The 17,038-nt window shown below is 57.1% G+C and carries 12 protein-coding genes and 1 tRNA gene; 7 read left to right on the top strand and 6 right to left on the bottom strand.

What is annotated here, in order from left to right:
- Nucleotides 1-248: 248 nt before the first annotated feature.
- Nucleotides 249-554: an HPP family protein gene (locus tag Poly24_RS27855; protein WP_391556908.1), complete on the top strand. Its 306-nt coding sequence runs from the start codon at nt 249-251 to the stop codon at nt 552-554.
- A 187-nt stretch (nt 555-741) separates the two neighbouring features.
- Here Poly24_RS27855 and Poly24_RS11320 read toward each other — a convergent pair whose 3' ends face one another.
- The 3 genes from Poly24_RS11320 to Poly24_RS11310 all read right to left on the bottom strand — a co-directional run bounded on the left by Poly24_RS11320 (nt 742) and on the right by Poly24_RS11310 (nt 3,412).
- Nucleotides 742-1,923, bottom strand: a complete 1,182-nt coding sequence (locus Poly24_RS11320) for a sialidase family protein (RefSeq protein ID WP_197452500.1) — start codon at nt 1,921-1,923, stop codon at nt 742-744.
- A 66-nt stretch (nt 1,924-1,989) separates the two neighbouring features.
- The gene (locus Poly24_RS11315; RefSeq protein WP_145094799.1) at nt 1,990-2,403 is read right to left on the bottom strand and encodes a hypothetical protein; all 414 of its coding nucleotides are present in this window, start codon (nt 2,401-2,403) and stop codon (nt 1,990-1,992) included.
- 19 nt (nt 2,404-2,422) lie between these two features.
- Nucleotides 2,423-3,412, bottom strand: a complete 990-nt coding sequence (locus Poly24_RS11310; protein ID WP_145094796.1) for a DUF1559 domain-containing protein — start codon at nt 3,410-3,412, stop codon at nt 2,423-2,425.
- Between the two features lie 222 nt (nt 3,413-3,634).
- On the opposite strand from Poly24_RS11310, the gene Poly24_RS11305 reads away from it, so the two are divergent.
- The 6 genes from Poly24_RS11305 (at nt 3,635) to Poly24_RS27850 (ending at nt 13,636) form a co-directional block, all read left to right on the top strand.
- Entirely contained in the window at nt 3,635-4,873 is a 1,239-nt protein-coding gene (locus Poly24_RS11305) for a XylR family transcriptional regulator (protein ID WP_145094793.1), read from the top strand.
- Between the two features lie 1,909 nt (nt 4,874-6,782).
- The gene (locus Poly24_RS11300) at nt 6,783-8,375 is read left to right on the top strand and encodes a TolC family protein (protein ID WP_197452499.1); all 1,593 of its coding nucleotides are present in this window, start codon (nt 6,783-6,785) and stop codon (nt 8,373-8,375) included.
- Nucleotides 8,368-9,648 carry an efflux RND transporter periplasmic adaptor subunit gene (locus Poly24_RS11295; RefSeq protein ID WP_145094787.1) on the top strand — a complete coding sequence of 427 codons (1,281 nt, stop codon included), beginning with the start codon at nt 8,368-8,370 and terminating at the stop codon, nt 9,646-9,648. The genes Poly24_RS11300 and Poly24_RS11295 overlap by 8 nt, the downstream gene beginning before the upstream one ends.
- Before the next feature lie 83 nt (nt 9,649-9,731).
- The gene (locus Poly24_RS11290; RefSeq protein ID WP_145102804.1) at nt 9,732-12,794 is read left to right on the top strand and encodes an efflux RND transporter permease subunit; all 3,063 of its coding nucleotides are present in this window, start codon (nt 9,732-9,734) and stop codon (nt 12,792-12,794) included.
- A 282-nt stretch (nt 12,795-13,076) separates the two neighbouring features.
- Nucleotides 13,077-13,334: a hypothetical protein gene (locus tag Poly24_RS11285; protein WP_145094784.1), complete on the top strand. Its 258-nt coding sequence runs from the start codon at nt 13,077-13,079 to the stop codon at nt 13,332-13,334.
- Nucleotides 13,334-13,636: a type II toxin-antitoxin system RelE/ParE family toxin gene (locus tag Poly24_RS27850; RefSeq protein ID WP_145094781.1), complete on the top strand. Its 303-nt coding sequence runs from the start codon at nt 13,334-13,336 to the stop codon at nt 13,634-13,636. Before Poly24_RS11285 ends, Poly24_RS27850 begins: the two co-directional genes overlap by 1 nt.
- A 266-nt stretch (nt 13,637-13,902) precedes the next feature.
- Here the strand turns inward: Poly24_RS27850 and Poly24_RS11275 are convergent, their stop codons facing one another.
- From Poly24_RS11275 to Poly24_RS11265, 3 genes are all read right to left on the bottom strand, one after another.
- Complete coding sequence (locus tag Poly24_RS11275) at nt 13,903-15,171, bottom strand: hypothetical protein (RefSeq protein WP_145094778.1); 1,269 nt, start codon at nt 15,169-15,171, stop codon at nt 13,903-13,905.
- Nucleotides 15,172-15,996: 825 nt separating this feature from the next.
- Nucleotides 15,997-16,069, bottom strand: a tRNA-Pro gene (locus Poly24_RS11270).
- 133 nt (nt 16,070-16,202) lie between these two features.
- The gene (locus Poly24_RS11265) at nt 16,203-17,030 is read right to left on the bottom strand and encodes a 3'-5' exonuclease (protein WP_145094775.1); all 828 of its coding nucleotides are present in this window, start codon (nt 17,028-17,030) and stop codon (nt 16,203-16,205) included.
- Between the last annotated feature and the right edge of the window lie 8 nt (nt 17,031-17,038).

Raw genomic sequence — 17,038 nt, 5'->3', positions numbered from 1 at the left:
CTTTCTCCGAAGCTCCACCTTCTGGGGCCCCACCAACGGGTCCAACAAGCGACGCCGCGGTGGCAATATTGCGTGTTTCAGCCCAAACTCCCCCGCAGCAGCCTTGGCTCCGTAGCACTTATTGCCGGAGACATTCCGAAAGGAGGGATTGGCCTTGGCGCAAACTCTCTGGCAGGGCAGTACCGCCCCCATTCAGATCCCCGATACACGGCAGGGAAAGGGAGTTTCCTGTTCGCATCCCCTGAAAATTGCCAACCACATGTCTCGCGGCGGCAACAATTGGGATGCTTTCCGTCGCCTTGTTTGGGCCAGGCGTCATTTCAACTGCGCTCACCGTCTTCCTTGGGATCGTGTCACTTAAACTGATTCGACTCCATATCCCACCAGCTATCGCCGTTGGACTGATCCCTCAGATTCTGGAGGGCCCCATTCATTGGTATCCATTATCGGTCGGAGTCGGCACGTCCATCTTGGTGGCGTTTGAGTTGGCCTCTTCCGCGATGGAGCGAATCTACCTAAACAAGACGCGGGTTCAGTTCGACTCGCCGCATTGAAGCGGTTTAGAGCTGTTTAGAACAGGCTCTTTGACTTGCCAGCAGTTCCGGTATCGATTCGATTGTTGTATAGCCTTCGTAGCGGATCTCGTCGAGAGTTCCGTGAGGGGGAAGACTAGCCGTGGATCGAAAGTCTTGAAGACTTCCGCTACGCAATCGATCGATGTTCCAGGTCGGGCTACGCGTTCTACGTGTAGAGCTGGTCGGTTTTATAGATTCGCAGCGTTACCTCGGAGCCGACTCTTCCCTTGGTGGGACGCGAGTAATAGGCGATCAACACTTCATCATCGACGAAAGTTGCCGAAGGATAAGCGACCTCGTAATTGGCGCGATTGTCGATGTCTTGAACATGCTTCCAAGTTTTCGCTTCATCGTCAGAAATGGCGACGCTGAGCGGATTTCTCGGCCAATTGGAACTCGAACTGACGTTGTTCCAGATCACCATCAAATCGCCGGTGCTGGGAATTCGCTTCAAGAGCGCGGGGGACTCGGGAGAGATCAGCACCGTCGGCTCGGGGGTCGACCACGTTTCGCCGCCATCGGTCGAACGGCTCGCATATTGCGTCTTGTTCGTATTCCGCATCAGGCAATACAGGCTACCATCTTTCAGCTCGACGAGGGTCGGTTCATGGCACCCACGCCCTTGGGCCGTCATGCTGTTTTTGCTGGTCTTCCACGTTTGAAAGCCGTCATCCGAATAATAGAAAAACGAATGCAAGTCGCCTCCTTTGTAACGCGTGCCGCCGATATAACGAGGATCGTACGGACCATGCGCCGGCAAAAGGATCCGCCCTGTGCTCAAGCGAATCGCTCGGTCGGCGTTGTTACAGTACCAGCCTGGCTGTGAGATTTGCACTTGCGCGTCCCATGTTTGGCCATTGTCGAACGACCGCCGCCGAAAGACGTTGCGATCGGTCGCCGAATCCCAGCCGACATAGAACATCAAAAGTTCGTTCTCGGAAAGCCGAACCAGATTGGATTGCTTGACGTTGTGTTTCCATTCATTCGGTTGCAGCACGCGTCGGTCGCCCCACGTGCGGCCGCGATCCGACGAAATCATGCTCGAGATCTGACACGAGACTTCGTCCCCGATCCTTGCATTTCCACCCCGCTGCGATGGCTGCGCCGCATTCAAGTAGTATTCGGACCAGACCAACATCAGCCGATCCGAATCCAAGGGCAGGATCGTTTGATGGTCGTTTCGCGGATGCTCCGCCGTCTCGGGACAAATCACCTGGTCGAAAACCGGGCGCAGCAAAGGACGATCTTCGCCATACGATTTCGCCCAGCTGTTCGCCGAAATGCCTGGCAGGGCACACGCTCCGCCCCAACCTGCCGCCGCTTTGATGAGATTTCGTCGATTCAGCATGGTCGCCATGCCTCCGTTGTTAAAGAGGTAATTGTCTTTTCAGACCTTTGGGAAAATCGCTCCGAACTAATTCGGTTGAGCGCCTTCCAGCGGCAACGCAAACTCGATTTCATCTTGATCGTCAGCCAAGTCGAGCGTCGTTTCGTAGGCTTCAACCAATGCCTTCGGCGTCGCATCGGGGTTACTCGGATCTTTGATCCCGTCAAAGCCCGTGATCCGAACGGAAGTCGGCCCGCTGAGCGCCCCTCGGCCTCCATCAGCCGTATCGAACAGACCGTTTCGGATCGGAGCGAACCCGCCTCCGACTCCCTTTTCGATCGGTTCGAATGAAACCATCCCCACTGGCACGGGAGCACCTTCAAAGGTGACGGTGCCCGAAAGATCGTGCCGCTCGACGCCGCTCTTGGATCCGCACCCCAGAGTTCCCAAAACCATCAACGCCATCGCGACCCGTAAGCCGACTGAATGAAAACGCTTCATAACAATGCTCCAATTCTTCTTAGTAGTCGCCGACAGGATTGCCGTCGTTGGGAATGAACAAGTTTTGCCAGACACGATTGGCATCCGACGGTTGCGAGACGGCTTGGGCGGCCAGGCGGAAGAAGTTTGTGGAAGAACTCGACGGGTAACTGGTGAGGCTGTCAACGTTTTCGCTGATAAATCGGACCGAGCCGTCACAACGAGTGATGTTAACGCCACCAGGATGCAAGCTGGTATAGGCGCTCCGCGTATTCAGCGGATCCGACGCGCCCGAGATGTCATCGAGATCACCGGCATAGGGAGCATTCGGCGGCCAAGCGGCGCGACCATGGGCCTGGACGTTGCCCCCGGTCTTGCTGCGTCCTGCCCAAATGCCTCCCACGCTACGAAACGGCTGCTCTCCTAGAAACCGCTCGCCGTACAAAAGCGTATTGGAAAGTCCATCGGTGATGTTGGCCAAGCGGCACGCTTGGGTATAACCGCTGTCGTTATAAGGCACCCAAAAAACACCCTGGCTTGGCAAGTAGTTTGCTTTGCCATAATCGTTGAACGCGAAATTCAGATCGGGGCCTGGGTCCGATGGACAGATAAACCCATCGATCCGTGTGGCCAGCAAAGGCTGGACACTCACGTTGGGAATCGCATCCCCTTGAGGATTCAACGCTTCGTGCAATGCCGATTGCTCGATAAATGGCATCAACAAAACGTTTGCTCCCCAGTTCGTCGTTCTGCCGTTTTGCCAGACTTCCAGCGGGGGAATCACCTTGAACGTATCGGCATAGTTATGAACCGCCAGGCCGAGTTGCTTGAGATTGTTTGTGCATTGCATCCGTCGGGCTGCTTCGCGCGCTGCTTGAACCGCAGGCAGCAGCAGGCCAACCAAAATCCCGATGATCGCAATCACAACCAACAACTCAACCAATGTAAAGCCCATCGTGCGGATCGACGTCACGGGACGAATCCCCCTGCGACGCAGTCTTTGATTCGGGAAACAGGTTTGGTGGAGCATCGCGATAGTCCTCAGAAATTTTAAACGGGATCGAATGGATAAAGGAGGAACGCACAACGGTGTTGCGGCATCGTGGTTCAGCGCACGTCCATATCCTAGACGCCCGCTGCGCGCAGGTTCAATTCAGTTTTGCGAACAACTTATTCGTTTTTGCGTCAACGTCTGTTTACCAGCCCCGTCCTCTCCCGTTAGTTTAGATGCGAGTATTTCGGGCAATTCGAGATGCTTCGTCCCTTTCTCACGCTGCGTCCTCCCGAGGTGCTACCCGCTATGCAACCGACACCACGCGTTGCCTTGTTTGTCGAAACGTCGCGGGCCTACGGCCGAGGCGTGCTGAAGGGAATCTGGCAACATGTTCAAGCGCATGACCGCTGGTCGATTCTGTTCCGCCCCCGCGGATTGGAAGAACCGACACCCGCCTGGATGGCTTCCTGGCAAGGCGATGGAATCATTGCGCATGTAACCAGCCTACGAACGGCAGCGGTGCTGAAACGGTCGGCGGCCCCCTGCGTCGACGTCCTTGGCGATATACACAACACAGGATTCCCAGTGGTGAAGACCGATTGCCTGCGAATCGCCGAATTGGCGTTTGGGCATCTGGCTGGTTTGGGCCTGAAAAACATCGGCATCTGCGGTATGCGACGCGGCCATCGCCCGCGTCTCGACGAGCGTTGTGATGCGTTTCAATCGCTGGCCGAAGAGGCGGGGTACGACGTCAACATTTTTCAGCCACGCGGCGGCGGTCAGTACGGTCCGTCTTGGGCAAAAGAACAAAAGCAGTTGGTCGATTGGGTTCGCAGTTTGCCAAAGCCCATCGGGATCTTCGCTTGCAACGACATCCGGGGTCGAGAGACGCTCGATGCCTGCGCTACCGCGGATATTCCGGTTCCCGAACGTGTCGCCGTGATCGGCGTTGGCAACGATGAATTGCTGTGCGAATTAAGCGACCAACGGCTCACCAGCGTGGACGTCAATCCGATCCGCGTCGGCTACCAAGCCGCCGATCTGCTAAGTCGAATGATGCAGGGGCAAAACGTTCCAGCGAAGTTCAACGTCTCGCCACGACGCGTTGTCGAAAGGCAATCGACTGACATGCTGGCGGTGGAGGATCCGGAGGTTGCCGATGCGGTGAAATACATTCGCCTGCATGCTTGCGATGCAATCGACGTCAACGATGTCGTGCAGGAAGTCGCCGTGGGCAGGCGTGTGCTGGAGCGTCGGTTCCGCGACTTGCTAGGACGGTCGCTCAAATCCGAAATCGTGCGCGTCCGGCTGGCGCGCGCTCGAGAACTGCTGATCGAAACATCGCTCTCCGCAACTACGATCTCCTACCGATGCGGCTTCAGTAGTCCCGCGTATTTCATGGATCACTTCCACAAGAAAGTCGGAGTGACCACCAAAGAGTTCCGCGAGTCAGCGCGGCGTGAAGACGACCCGCCCGCGACGGAAGACTCACAATAGAAGTTCGCACGCTCAAACGCCATCATTTTTCGCAGAACTGCTCGGGGCGGAATCCCATTCGCTACACGGCAGTGCGCGTTCGAACTATTTCTCCATTCTCGGACGTTGCATCTTGTGCCATGACCATAGCGATAGAGACAGCCAACAAAAAGTAGCGGCGCCCACATAGCGGTACATCGCAAACCGTCCACGATCGCCACCAGGATTCGCAGGCATGAACAGCTCAGAAACAATCAGTGATGCGGTTCCCAATACCGTACAGATCGAAAACACAATGAACAGGACACGATAGTTCGGTGGTGTCGTGTCAAGGAACGATTTCATGGCCGCCTCACGCATTGGATGCTTGTTTTTCAAAAGGATACCGTACTAGCGCACCGGATAGAGCGAAAGGTTCTTTGACTCGCAAGTACACGGTAACAAGATATGCGACACGGCATGGTTACCGGCCTTCACTTCATTCCAATCTGTTCAATAATTCTTGCAGTGTGGACGACTTTCAAATCGTCCACGCCGAGATCGTCAGCAATAGTCGGCAGAATTTGGCAATTATTATATTTTGGGAATGGAGGTGCAATAGTTTGGTCACAACAAGAACGCCCCAATGCCTCAAGCGAGCAGAACAATGTTTCGAGAGTAGGTCAGGCGGATCGATGCGCAACGGAACCTTAATGAAGTCAAGCATCGGTGTTGACATCGCGGCGAACACAAGCTGTGTGGAAGAACGGCGAAATCGACGACCATTGCGATCGCTCGCGGAACGGAACAGTAAACGAACCGTGAAGAGGCGCGTTTTTTTTCGACGCGTCGTTAAACGGCGAAGGCCGAGTAGGACGCCCGCGAGTAGCTAATCAAAGCATCTCCACAGGTGTCTGTATTGCCACCGCTTTAGCATGCCAATCAAACCGGTTCTCGTGTCGACGCGACGCGTGACGTTGGATAATTAGGTTATCGAAGGAAGGAACCTAGCCGAAGAAACCAGGTGAACGTCGGACAAGTCGACAGGAATGGAACTGGCGTACAATCGAATTGAAGGATTTGAAAAAGCTCTTTCGACCTTCCGTCAATCCGATCAAATTGACTTCGCGAATCCCGTCTACGAAACTTAGGTGCCACCGTGGAATGAAAAACGTTCTGCGGCCCCGACAGGAGCCAGCGCCATCTGTAATCCCTTCGGGACTTGATCCTCGCGACGGGTACTCGCATTCGGGAGGTGCGCCGCTGCGCGACGACCTCCGGCTACCATCTTGGATCCCTTCGGGATCGGTGTTTCCCAAACGGTTGGCATGCCGCGTCAATGAGATCTGTTCCCGCTGGGATCTTAGAAGGTAGGCGGTGGTTTGAGCGGAGCGAATACCACCGGAACCGGAAACGCAATCGATTGCCGCCCCCGAACTGGGGCGCCGATCTGTCCACAATCCGCTCGAAAACGTCGCTGCACGTCGATGCGATCCAATCTCTGACGAACCGTGGAAGGTAGCCACCGTTTCGTTGAACCGTGGTGCCCAACGGGCCGCGCGTCGCACGGTTCCAACGCGCGGCCCGTTGGGCACCACGGTTAAACGAAGGGCTCCGGTCGGGCTGCGTTGCACAAACATCGCATCGCGGAACTCGGCACGCGTTTCGGAGGAGTGCGTTGAGTGGGACCGGAAGTCTTGACGACTTCCGCTACGGTTTGGCCGGAGAGATGCTCAAGATGTTGGAAAATGCGACTTCTGGCAATTTAGGCAAACCCGTGGGCAACTGAGGGCTTCTGGGAAAACAGGCAAGTGAGGTGCGTGGAAGGTCGAGCTAACAACTAGACGGCGTCCGATCGTAGGGAACGTCGCGATTGAATCAATTTAGCTAGCATTCCATGGCGAATCCCATAGCAGACCACCGGCGTCCCAACTATCGGTCGAATTGCGCAGTGAAGGCTGCCGACGCCGCGGACTATCGCCGTGGGAGCGCTACTTCGTTTGCGACAGTGGTGATGCATTTGCTGCTGATGCTGACGCTCGCGGTGCTGGCTGGCTGCGCTAGCAAAGGGCCGATGCCTACTTTTGCGGCCAGTTCGCTGCCGCCGATGTCCGAGAGTGGCGAAACGATTGCACCGGAGCGTTGGTGGACGACGTTCGATGATGACGGCTTGGACCGCGAAGTCAATTTGGCCCTGGGCCAGAACTTTGATCTCGCCGTCGCACTCAGCCGCCTGCGAGCCGCTCAAGCGGTGACGCGGATCGCAGCGTCGGATTGGTGTTGGGACGTGAATGGATTCTCCGAGTCTTCGCGTACCTTTGGGCCGGGGCGCGATAGTTCTCAGATGACCTGGGGCCTGGATGCGAGTTACCAAGTCGATTTGTGGGGACAGATTCGTTCGCGTGTCGACGCCGAACGTTTCCGAACCTCAGCAACTCGGTCGGACTATCAAGCCGTTGCCCTATCGCTCTCTGCGGAAGTCGCTCGCACTTGGTACTCGCTGATCGAGTCCTACGCTCAGCTGAAACTTCTGGATGAACAGGTTGAGACAAACCGGGAGGGGCTGAAGGCGGTCGAGTTGCGGTATGCGGAAGTCGGCGAAGGGGGCCCCAATGTGTTGCGTCAGCAGCAGTTGGTGCAAGCGACGTTGGAGCAGATGGTTGTCGTGCGGGCGGGTATCGAAGTGCTCGAACACCAACTGGCCGTGCTCACTGGACAACCTCCACAAATCGCCCGGTACGAACCCGGCGACACATTGCCCGAACTTCCTCCGATGCCATTCGCCGGATTGCCAGCCGACCTGCTGAATCGCCGACCCGATGTCCGCGCCGCCTACTTTGCCCTGGCCGCAGCCGACCGAGATGTGGCAGCTGCCGTCAGCGATCAATACCCGCGGCTGAACCTGGGAGCTTCGATTGTCAATTCGGCCCAAAATCCCGAAACGCTATTCAGAGATTGGTTCCTTTCGCTCGGCGGGCAGTTGATCGGTCCGATCATCGATGGCGGACAACGACGTGCCGAAGTCGCCAGAACGCGGGCTGTCGTGTGGCAGCGGTTCAGCGAATATCGTCAAACGACCCTGATCGCGCTGCAGGAAGTGGAAGATGCATTGGCGTTGGAGCGTCGGCAAATCGAGCGAATCCAATTGCTGGAAGCTCAGTTCAAGAGTGCGGAACTCGCCTCTCAACAGCTGCTGCAGTACTTTATTACCGGTAATACCAGTTACTTGGACGTTCTCAGCACGGTTCAGTCGCGTCAAAGCTTGCAACGTTCGATCCTGTCTGCCAGATTGGATCTTATCCAGATCCGAATCGGTTTGTATTTGGCTCTGGCGGGCGCCTTCGACACGCGTCCGATTGAAAACAATGGGTTGCTCTTGGACGCCCCGCAATTAACCTCAGAGAGAGATAGCGACGCGGGCGAATTGTTGCCCCCTCCTGCCGGGATGCCAGTTGACGTATCTCCCGCCCCAACAGAATTGCCTTCGCCAGCAGCCGGAAGTGGCACGGTGAAGCCCGCCAAAGAATTCGATTTAAATGAGTGACGCTGGCCATTCCAGACCACGCCGTAGCTGGATCAGTCTCCTTGCCAATATGTTTCTGTGCCTCGCGATCCTCGCGGGCTCTGCGGCAGGGGTGTGGTGGATTTACCAGACCGAACCCGAAGCAAAGCAGATCAACGCCAAACGCAAGTCGGCGGCGCTGGTGGAAACGATCGTTGTGGAGCGTGCCACCTATTCGCCCAACCTGGTGGTTTTAGGAACCGTACGTCCGGCTCAAGACATCGTACTCAGTCCTCGAATTCGCGGCCAAGTGCTTGAACTTGCCCCCTCCTTCGCTCCCGGAGGCATGGTTCGCAAAGGCGACCTGCTGATGCAGATCGATCCGGCCGACTTTGAGAACACCGTTTCGATTCGCAAAAGTGAATTGGAACAGGTGGAAGCGGATTGGGAAATCGAGTCCGGACGCAAGAAACTGGCCAAGCAAGAGCTAGACCTCTTGGGAGATTCGATTGGCAAGGTCAACGCCGCCCTTGTGTTGCGAGAACCCCAATCGGCGTCGCTGCTATCGAGGTTGAGCGCCGCCAAGGCGGCTGTCGAACGCGCTATCTTGGATTTGGATCGCACCGAGATCTTCGCCCCCTTCGACGCTCAGATTCTCGACCGATCCGTCAACGTTGGTTCCCAGGTGGAACCGGGGGATGAACTGGGACAGCTGGTTGGTATCGATCAGTATTGGGTGATGGCAGCGGTCCCGATTCGAAATCTGCGTTGGGTGCGGTTCTCATCCGATGAACGACACGGTTCCGAAGCCACTTTGCACAATCCCGATGCTTGGGGACACGAGGTGCAGCGCGTGGGGCGCGTCGAGCGGATGATCGGTTCGCTGGACGAAGAAACTCGGCTGGCCCGTGTCTTGGTCGTTGTCGAAGATCCATTGGGGCTGGAGTCCGATGTGCCGCCGTTGATTCTCGATTCGCTGCTGAAAGTAGAAATTGCTGGCAAAGAGATCGACGATGTTGTACGTCTGCACCGTGAATATGTGCACGATGGCGATACGGTCTGGGTGATGAAGGAGGGGGAACTGGAGATCCGCGATACGGTGATCGAGTTCCGCGATCCCGAATATGCCTACATCAGCAGCGGTTTGGAAGACGGAGATGAAGTTGTGACCACGACGCTCGCGACGGTCGCCAACGGCGTGAAGCTTCGAAAAGTCGACGCGCCCGCAAAAGCGGAAGACGCAGAAACTGTCGACGTAGAATCCGAAACCGCCACCGAATCCGACGACAACGAGTCCGCGGAGGCGAGCGAGTGAGCCAGCCTGCCGACGAGATCGAATCGAACGACGACCAAGCGATCGTTGCGGAGACCTCGGAAACGAGCGGTCCGATCGCGTGGATGGCTCGCAATTCGATCGCCGCCAATCTGCTGATGTTCATCCTGTTGGGAGGTGGCATCTGGTCGGCGATTTCGATGCAAAAAGAAGTCTTCCCGCCATCGCAGCTGGATATCGTGGAGATCGAAGTCGGGTACCCCGGCGCGTCGCCGGCGGAAGTCGAGCAGGGAATCTTGCGTCCCATCGAAGGGGCGGTCCGCGGCGTCGATGGGATCCAACGGATCGACAGCGAAGCCCGCGAGGGGCGCGGCACGGTCTTGATCGAACTGGTCGCCGGGCAGAACCGGATGAAGGCGTTCCAGGATATCGACCAAGCGGTCAGCCGGATCCGCACCTTCCCCGACCAGATCGAACAACCCGAGGTCCGACTTCAAACCGACCAACGCGAAGTCATGCAGGTGTCGATCTACGGAGCGATCGACGTCTGGGCACTCCGCAAACTCGCCGAACAGCTGCGCGACACACTGCTGTCGACCGAAGAAATTACGCAAGTCGAACTGCGACGCGTCCCGCAATATGTGACGCACATCGAAATCCCTCGCCAACAGCTTCGCGAATACGGACTCACCCTGCCCGAAGTGGCCGAGATCATCCGCACGTCCAGCCAGGATGTGGCCGCCGGTTCGGTTCAAACCGGCGCCGGGGAAATCCTGTTGCGCGTGAAAGCTCGCAAGCAATGGGCCGACGAATTCGCCAACATCGAAATCGTCTCCGGCCGCTCCGGCCCTTCGGTCACGCTGGGCGATCTGGCGGTGATTCGCGATGGCTTCGAAGAGGTGGGCTTCCACTCGCAGTTCAGCCAAACGCCCTCGGTGGAACTCGACATTTTCCGCGTCGGCTCGCAGTCACCCATCGACATCGCCAACGTGGTCGAAACGACCATGAACGAATTCGAAAGCGTGCTGCCGCCGGGCGTGCAGTGGCGGATCGACCGCAACAATGCGGAAGAGTTTCGTCGTCGCTTGGAACTGGTGACCGAAAACGCGATGCAGGCGGTGGTCATCGTGCTGGTGATCCTGGCATTGTTCCTGGAGTTCCGATTGGCGTTCTGGGTCATGATGGGGATGGTCGTCTCGTTTATCGGCGGCCTGCTGTTCCTGCCTCTGGCCGGCATCAGCATCAACATGATCTCGCTGTTTGGATTTTTGGTGGTGCTGGGCATCGTCGTCGATGACGCGGTGGTCGTCGGCGAAAACGTCTACGAAGAACGGCAGACGTCCCGCAGTCTCGAACGCGCCGCGATTCACGGAACACGAGAAGTCGCCGCGCCGGTGGTCTTCAGCATCTTGACCAACATCGTCGCGTTTGTGCCACTGATGTTCATTCCCGGCGAGACTGGAAAGTTTTGGAGCCCGTTGCCGGTGGTGGTCATCATCGTCCTGGCACTGTCGCTTGTCGAATCGCTTTTCATCCTCCCCGCTCACTTGGCCCACACGCCCAAGGTGCGACGCAAAATATGGTTGACGCAGTTCCTGCATCGCGGGCAACAAGCCTTTGGTCGCAACTTCAACCGCGTGGTCGAGATCCTTTACGGGCCGGTGCTGCGACTGTGCCTGCGTTTCCGCTACGTCACCGCTTGCATCGCGGTGGCTTTGTTTGTGTTGGTCGGCGGCTACGCAACGAGTGCGCACATGGGAATGATCCTGATGCCTGAGGTCTCCGCCGACGAGATCGAAGCGGGAGTGCGGATGCCGGTGGGAACGACGCAGGATCAATCGGCCGAGATCGCACGCGTGGTCACCGAAGCCAGCTTGCGAATGTTCGAAGAACACAATTTGTATGAAGTGGCCGAAGGAATCAAAACGAACGTTCGCGGCCAAGACTTTATCGACGTTGAAATCGTGATGTTGCCTCCCGACCAACGCGACATGACCGCCAACGAAGTCATCGAATTGTGGCGTGATTCGATCGGCGATCTGCCGGGGGTCGACCAGGTCACCTTCGAAGCCGAACGCGGCCCCGGCGGCCATCGACGGGACATCAGTATCGCGCTCAGTCACACCGATATCGAGGTGCTCGAGAAAGCTTCCGAAGCGTTTGTGAGCCGAGTCGAACAGTATTCGTACGTTCGCGATGTCAACCACAACTACAACCGCGGCAAAGCCCAATACGACTTCCACCTGCGTCCCGAAGGGCGAGCTCTGGGGCTGACCGATGAATCGCTGGGGGAACAGCTACGCGGTGCATTCTTCGGTTCGCTGGCCCTGCGGTTGCTGCGAGGTACCAACGAGGTGGAGGTGCGAGTCAAATTGCCGGAAGAGCAACGCGAAGACCTTCACCATCTGGAAGACCTTGTGATCCGCACTCCCAGCGGCGCCGAGGTGCCGCTGCTGGATGTTGCCGAGCTGAAGAAGGATGTTTCCTTTTCACGCATCAATCGACGCGATGGCCGCCGCGCGATCAGTGTTAGCATGGACGTCGAACCAAAGCGTGCGATCACCCAAGTGATCACCGCGATCCAATCCGAAGCCCTTCCCGAACTGCGCCGCGATTACCCGGGCATCACGTGGAGTTTCGAAGGGAGCGATGCCGAGATGCGTCGCGCGACATCGACTCTGTGGGGCTACTTTGGCCTCGCCCTGGCCGTGATCTATTCGCTGTTGGCGATTGCGTTCCGCGACTACGTCCAACCGCTGATCGTACTCGTTGCGATTCCGTTCGGAATCGTCGGCGCGGTCCTGGGACACATTTGGTTAGGCTACGACATCTCGCTCGTCAGCCTGATGGGGGTGATCGCGCTGTCGGGCGTCGTGATCAACGATTCGCTGATCATGGTCGACTACGCCAACCGCCGCCGCAAGCAGGACTGCACCGCGTTCGAAGCGATCTCGCAAGCGGGCCTGCGTCGCTTCCGGCCGATCCTCTTGACCACTCTGACCACCTTCGGCGGCCTGTTGCCATTGATCTTCGAGAAATCACTGCAAGCTCAATACATCGTCCCGATGGCGATCTCGCTCGGCTTTGGCATCCTCTTCTCGACGGCGATCGTCCTGGTCCTGATCCCCTGTCTGTACCTGATCCTCGAAGACATCGTCGCGCTCTTCAAATCCCAACCGCAAGCGTGAGAACGCTCGCGATTGCGAAGTGAGGTGCGAGCGTGACACTTGCTGAAACGCAAACCGCTATTTCCGCTGCTTGCTACGTGGCCCCCAGGTCTTAGGGGCGTCGAGCATCAGCGGTTTTTGGAACACCGTCAGCTTGCCGCTTCACAGACAAAAAACTGCCCCGCACTGCCACTTCACCATCGCATAGGCGGCTTTGGCGGCATACCTGACGTAGCGGATCGAAGCACCGATTTGCTGGTCTAGCGGGCAAGCGTCCGGTATACTTGGATCATGAATCCGCAAATGACTCCAGAAATCCGCACGGCTCTCGAAAAACATCCGGTGGGGCCTGTACGCATCGACGGCGATACCGGCGGCGTCCCTGTCTACCTGGTTCGGTTGGATGATATCGCCAACTTACAGGCGCTGGTTGATCGTCGGGTCGGCGAGGCTCTAAGCGAGGCCGATGAAGACATCGCCGCAGGTCGGATTGTTGAATGGAATCCCGATGCGATGAAACGCCTCGGTCGCGAACGTTTCTCTGGCTCTGAGCAAGGCTGATGCCGAGGATTCGGCTCACCGCCTCCGCTCAAGACGACCTTGCGGAGATCTGGCACTACGTTGCCGTTGAGCAGCAAAGCCCGGTCAATGCAGATTCCTTAGCGGATGCCTTTGATGAACGTTTCCAATTGCTCGCTGCGCACCCACAAACCGGTGAATCCGTTGAGCATTTGCGACCGGGTACGAGACGTTCAATCGTCAAAAAACGCTTCCTTGTCTTTTATCAAGCTGAGGCGGAGGGCGTCTTAATTCTCCGTGTTCTCCACGGTGCTCGTCTAATCCGACCGGACGATCTTGAGTAACTCCTGGTGGCGTTCCATCCATTCGTCGACGATTTCTAAGGCAGTCGTTCGAAACTGCTCAATGCGGGCAGGTCGCTGCTCCCAGCGGAAGACATCGTCAAACGGCTGGAAGCGAGACGTTGTCCTACTCTGCCGGATGAGACGTGTTCGCATAGCTTGGGCGATGGAAAACCCTACTGCCAATCTTTCAAGGACTATCAATTGGCAGACTCAGGATTCCTGAGTCTTGAAAATTGGATTGATCGCGTGCCAGTCGGCTTAAGTCTTTAGCCGACGACTTTGCTGATATCGATCAGATGAAGTTGTCGCCCTTCACCTTCGGCAGGCGTATCGATACAGACCAGTTTGCCATCGCGCGACAGTCGCGGATGCGTGTCGACTCGCCACTCGCCCTTGTAGATCGGGGGGAGATGGAAATTGCCTAGATCGATCCGTCGCCGCGTCGCGATTTCGAACAGATGGGGCGTCTGCATACGCGACTTCCCCTTGGGATAGGTGTCGTTGAGGATCCATTTGTTGCCAGGCAGATAGCTGAGGTGCCCGCCGCCATCCAGGACGCCGCGGCCAACTTCGCGGACGTCGCCTCCGCCATCGACATCTTCAAACAGGAAGTTGGCCCAATTGTCGTTCCCATCGAAGTGCCGCGACTGGGCGAGGATGTGCGTGTTGTCTCGCCAGATGAAGTGAGACGTATACCCGTTACCGCAGACAATCCGCAGATCGCTTCCGTCGACGTTGGCGGTGATCATGCGTGTCAACCGAGAGCCATTGGGGTAACGCCAGCGGTGCAACGCGATGAATCGGGAACCATCGGGACTAAACAGCAGATGGTTGAAGTAGTGCTTGATGCCAAATTCCGGTTTCGGAATCGCGCCGGTCCGCGCGATGCTGGCGAGCGTAATGATCGTTTTCGCTTCGCCGGTGACGAGGTCGACTTGTTGGATACCCGAATCGTCGGGAGCCAAAACTTCGGCGTTCGGATCGGCAAGGCCCGCGTATCCGTATCCGGGCCGGACATCGTTGATGCGGCGGAAGTCGGCGGTCACAGCGGTTTTGCCGGTGGGGCTGACACTGTAGACCGGATAGGGAATCGTGCGGGTTTTCTTCGTGTGGACATCCATAATCCGCGACACGAAGCGGTCGCCGCTGCGATCGTTCCAGATGATCTCGGAGTCCGATCCAGGCAACCACTGCAGCATGCAGCCTTGCTGCCACGACCACGCTTTCGTTTCACCAAGTTCGATCCAGCGATCGCCGTCCGCCAGATCGACCATCCCGATTTGGATCGTGTCGTCGGCGGTTGGCGATCGGTGTTCGAAGTCGACCTGCATTCCCAACACGTACCGGTTGCTGGGATCGAACTGCAGTTTGTCGTAGTAGCCGAACCAGTGATGCTTGGGCCCGCGGGTGATTTTGCGAACCGGAAACTCGCTCTCCGACGCTGCCGCGGCAAGAGGCAACGCTCCTAGACCGAACAACGCAAGCGATGCTTGCTGAGCGAGAAATTGACGACGAGGGAGCGTTTGATTTGTCATGAGGAGGGGAACTCTTGGAGGGATCGAGGAAGGCTGGAGGGGGCGTTGAATCTCTTAGTCTAACCGGCACACCTTGACGTGAAAACAATTACGATGGAATGCCTCCGTCGAACAACGCCCAACCGGCGTCGCGTGGCGGTGGCGACGCCGAAGTCCTGTTTTCCAGAGGTTGAAATCCGTTGGAGCTAGGCGTTCGCCGGTGACAAAAAGACCGCCGCGCACCGGACGTCTTCGTTCGCAATTTTGCGACTGGTTGCCTGTTGGATTCGCCGACCTGCCCAAGACTTTTTACGGGACGAGCTGGTTTCCGTGTATTCCGCATCTAGGAATGTAAAGGTGCCAGGGAAATTGTCACGGGAACGAACGCGTCCTGAAATCGTGCCGATCCATGACAATGTTATGTTCGCCTCATACGATCTGCGATGGGAGCATCGAGCGTCCTGCATTCATCTGCGGAGCACACGAACTTCCGCCTCGTACCATCGCGAAATCCCCACGTGCAAACGCAGCCGATAGAAGGAATCGAAAAGACGGATAACGGCCGTATGGAAATGCGCGGCAAACGCGCCGTCGGCGCGTCAAACACCAGAATTTCGGGTTACCACCGCGTCTGAGATAGAGCGACAAACAAGACCGCTGGAAAGAAAGCACGCCAAGGGGCGATACGACGAATATCGGGGAAGCAAACTTGCCGATGCCAGCTTTTGTCGTGAGCGAACTTCGATGCCCAAAACGGTATCGAACAAGGAAACCGCTTTCGACCAATCCACGCGAACGCACAACATGGAATCGTTTTGAGCAACGATTGATAGAAAGAAAAACGAATCGGGCTGACAGGATTTGAACCTGCGACCTCTTGACCCCCAGTCAAGCGCGCTACCAACTGCGCTACAGCCCGTGTGGTCCATATCGTCGGCGGGAAGTCGCTTTTTGTCAAGCCGGGCTGGGCCCAGTCCGGCAGCGTTTTAGACGATCGCCAGCGAGCCGTTGGGATCGCAACGATTTTTCCCGCGATGCGTTATCGACGTCGATTAGGTTCCCGCGGTCCAAGGGTTTTCCCACTCGCCCCAGCCTTCCAGATAGTCTTTGTAGGCCTGACAATCCGCCGCCCGTTCCTCGATGAACTGCTTCGCCTTGGCAACCAATTCCTGCTCGCGGGTGACGTCGATCCGTCCGCTGATCACGTGATATCGCAGGAATACAAAATAGGTATCCAGCACGTCGCAACGACAATAATCGCTGATCGTTTGCAGTTCGCCCTTTTCGTAGAGCCCTTGGACCATGTTCCCTTCGACCATCATCTTGCCCGGCTTGCCGACTAAATTGGCGGCGAGATTCAGTCCGCCACGGAACCAAGTCGAACCGAAATTGGTCAACACTTCGTGCAGGTCGATGTGCGATTTCATGTTGTATCGATTGCGGTTCTGGTCGTAGGTCCGCGCCGACATATTGAACCACTCAGGCAATTGGATGCCGTGCCGGAAGGCGGCCAATTCCATCAAAGGGATGTCAAAGCCGCGACCATTGAACGTGACCCAGGTCGGTTGCTTGTAAGCCTGCCAGCCGCGCCAGAAGTGCTGGGTGATCACGTGAGGACGATGCAGCGGTTCGTCCAACGACACCAGATCCAACAGCTCCAGATCCGCCGACACCTTGGCGATCACCACGGCCACGGGAATTTGAAAAGTGTAAGGGATAAAATCCTTGCCACCCTCGTTGACCAGATCGCTGCGGAATTCCTCGATCGCCGCCCCCGCCTGCATCGTGTCGCTCTTGTAGCGGACCCGAGCGATCAGGTCCCCGTCGGCGACACTTTCTACATCAAAAACCAGATAACGGACGTCGGTGGCAGCTGGCATGGGGCTCA

Source organism: Rosistilla carotiformis (assembly GCF_007753095.1).
Classification (GTDB): Bacteria; Planctomycetota; Planctomycetia; order Pirellulales; family Pirellulaceae; genus Rosistilla; species Rosistilla carotiformis.
The sequence above is the reverse complement of the archived record's forward strand: the minus strand, read 5'-3'. Positions and strand labels throughout refer to the sequence as shown.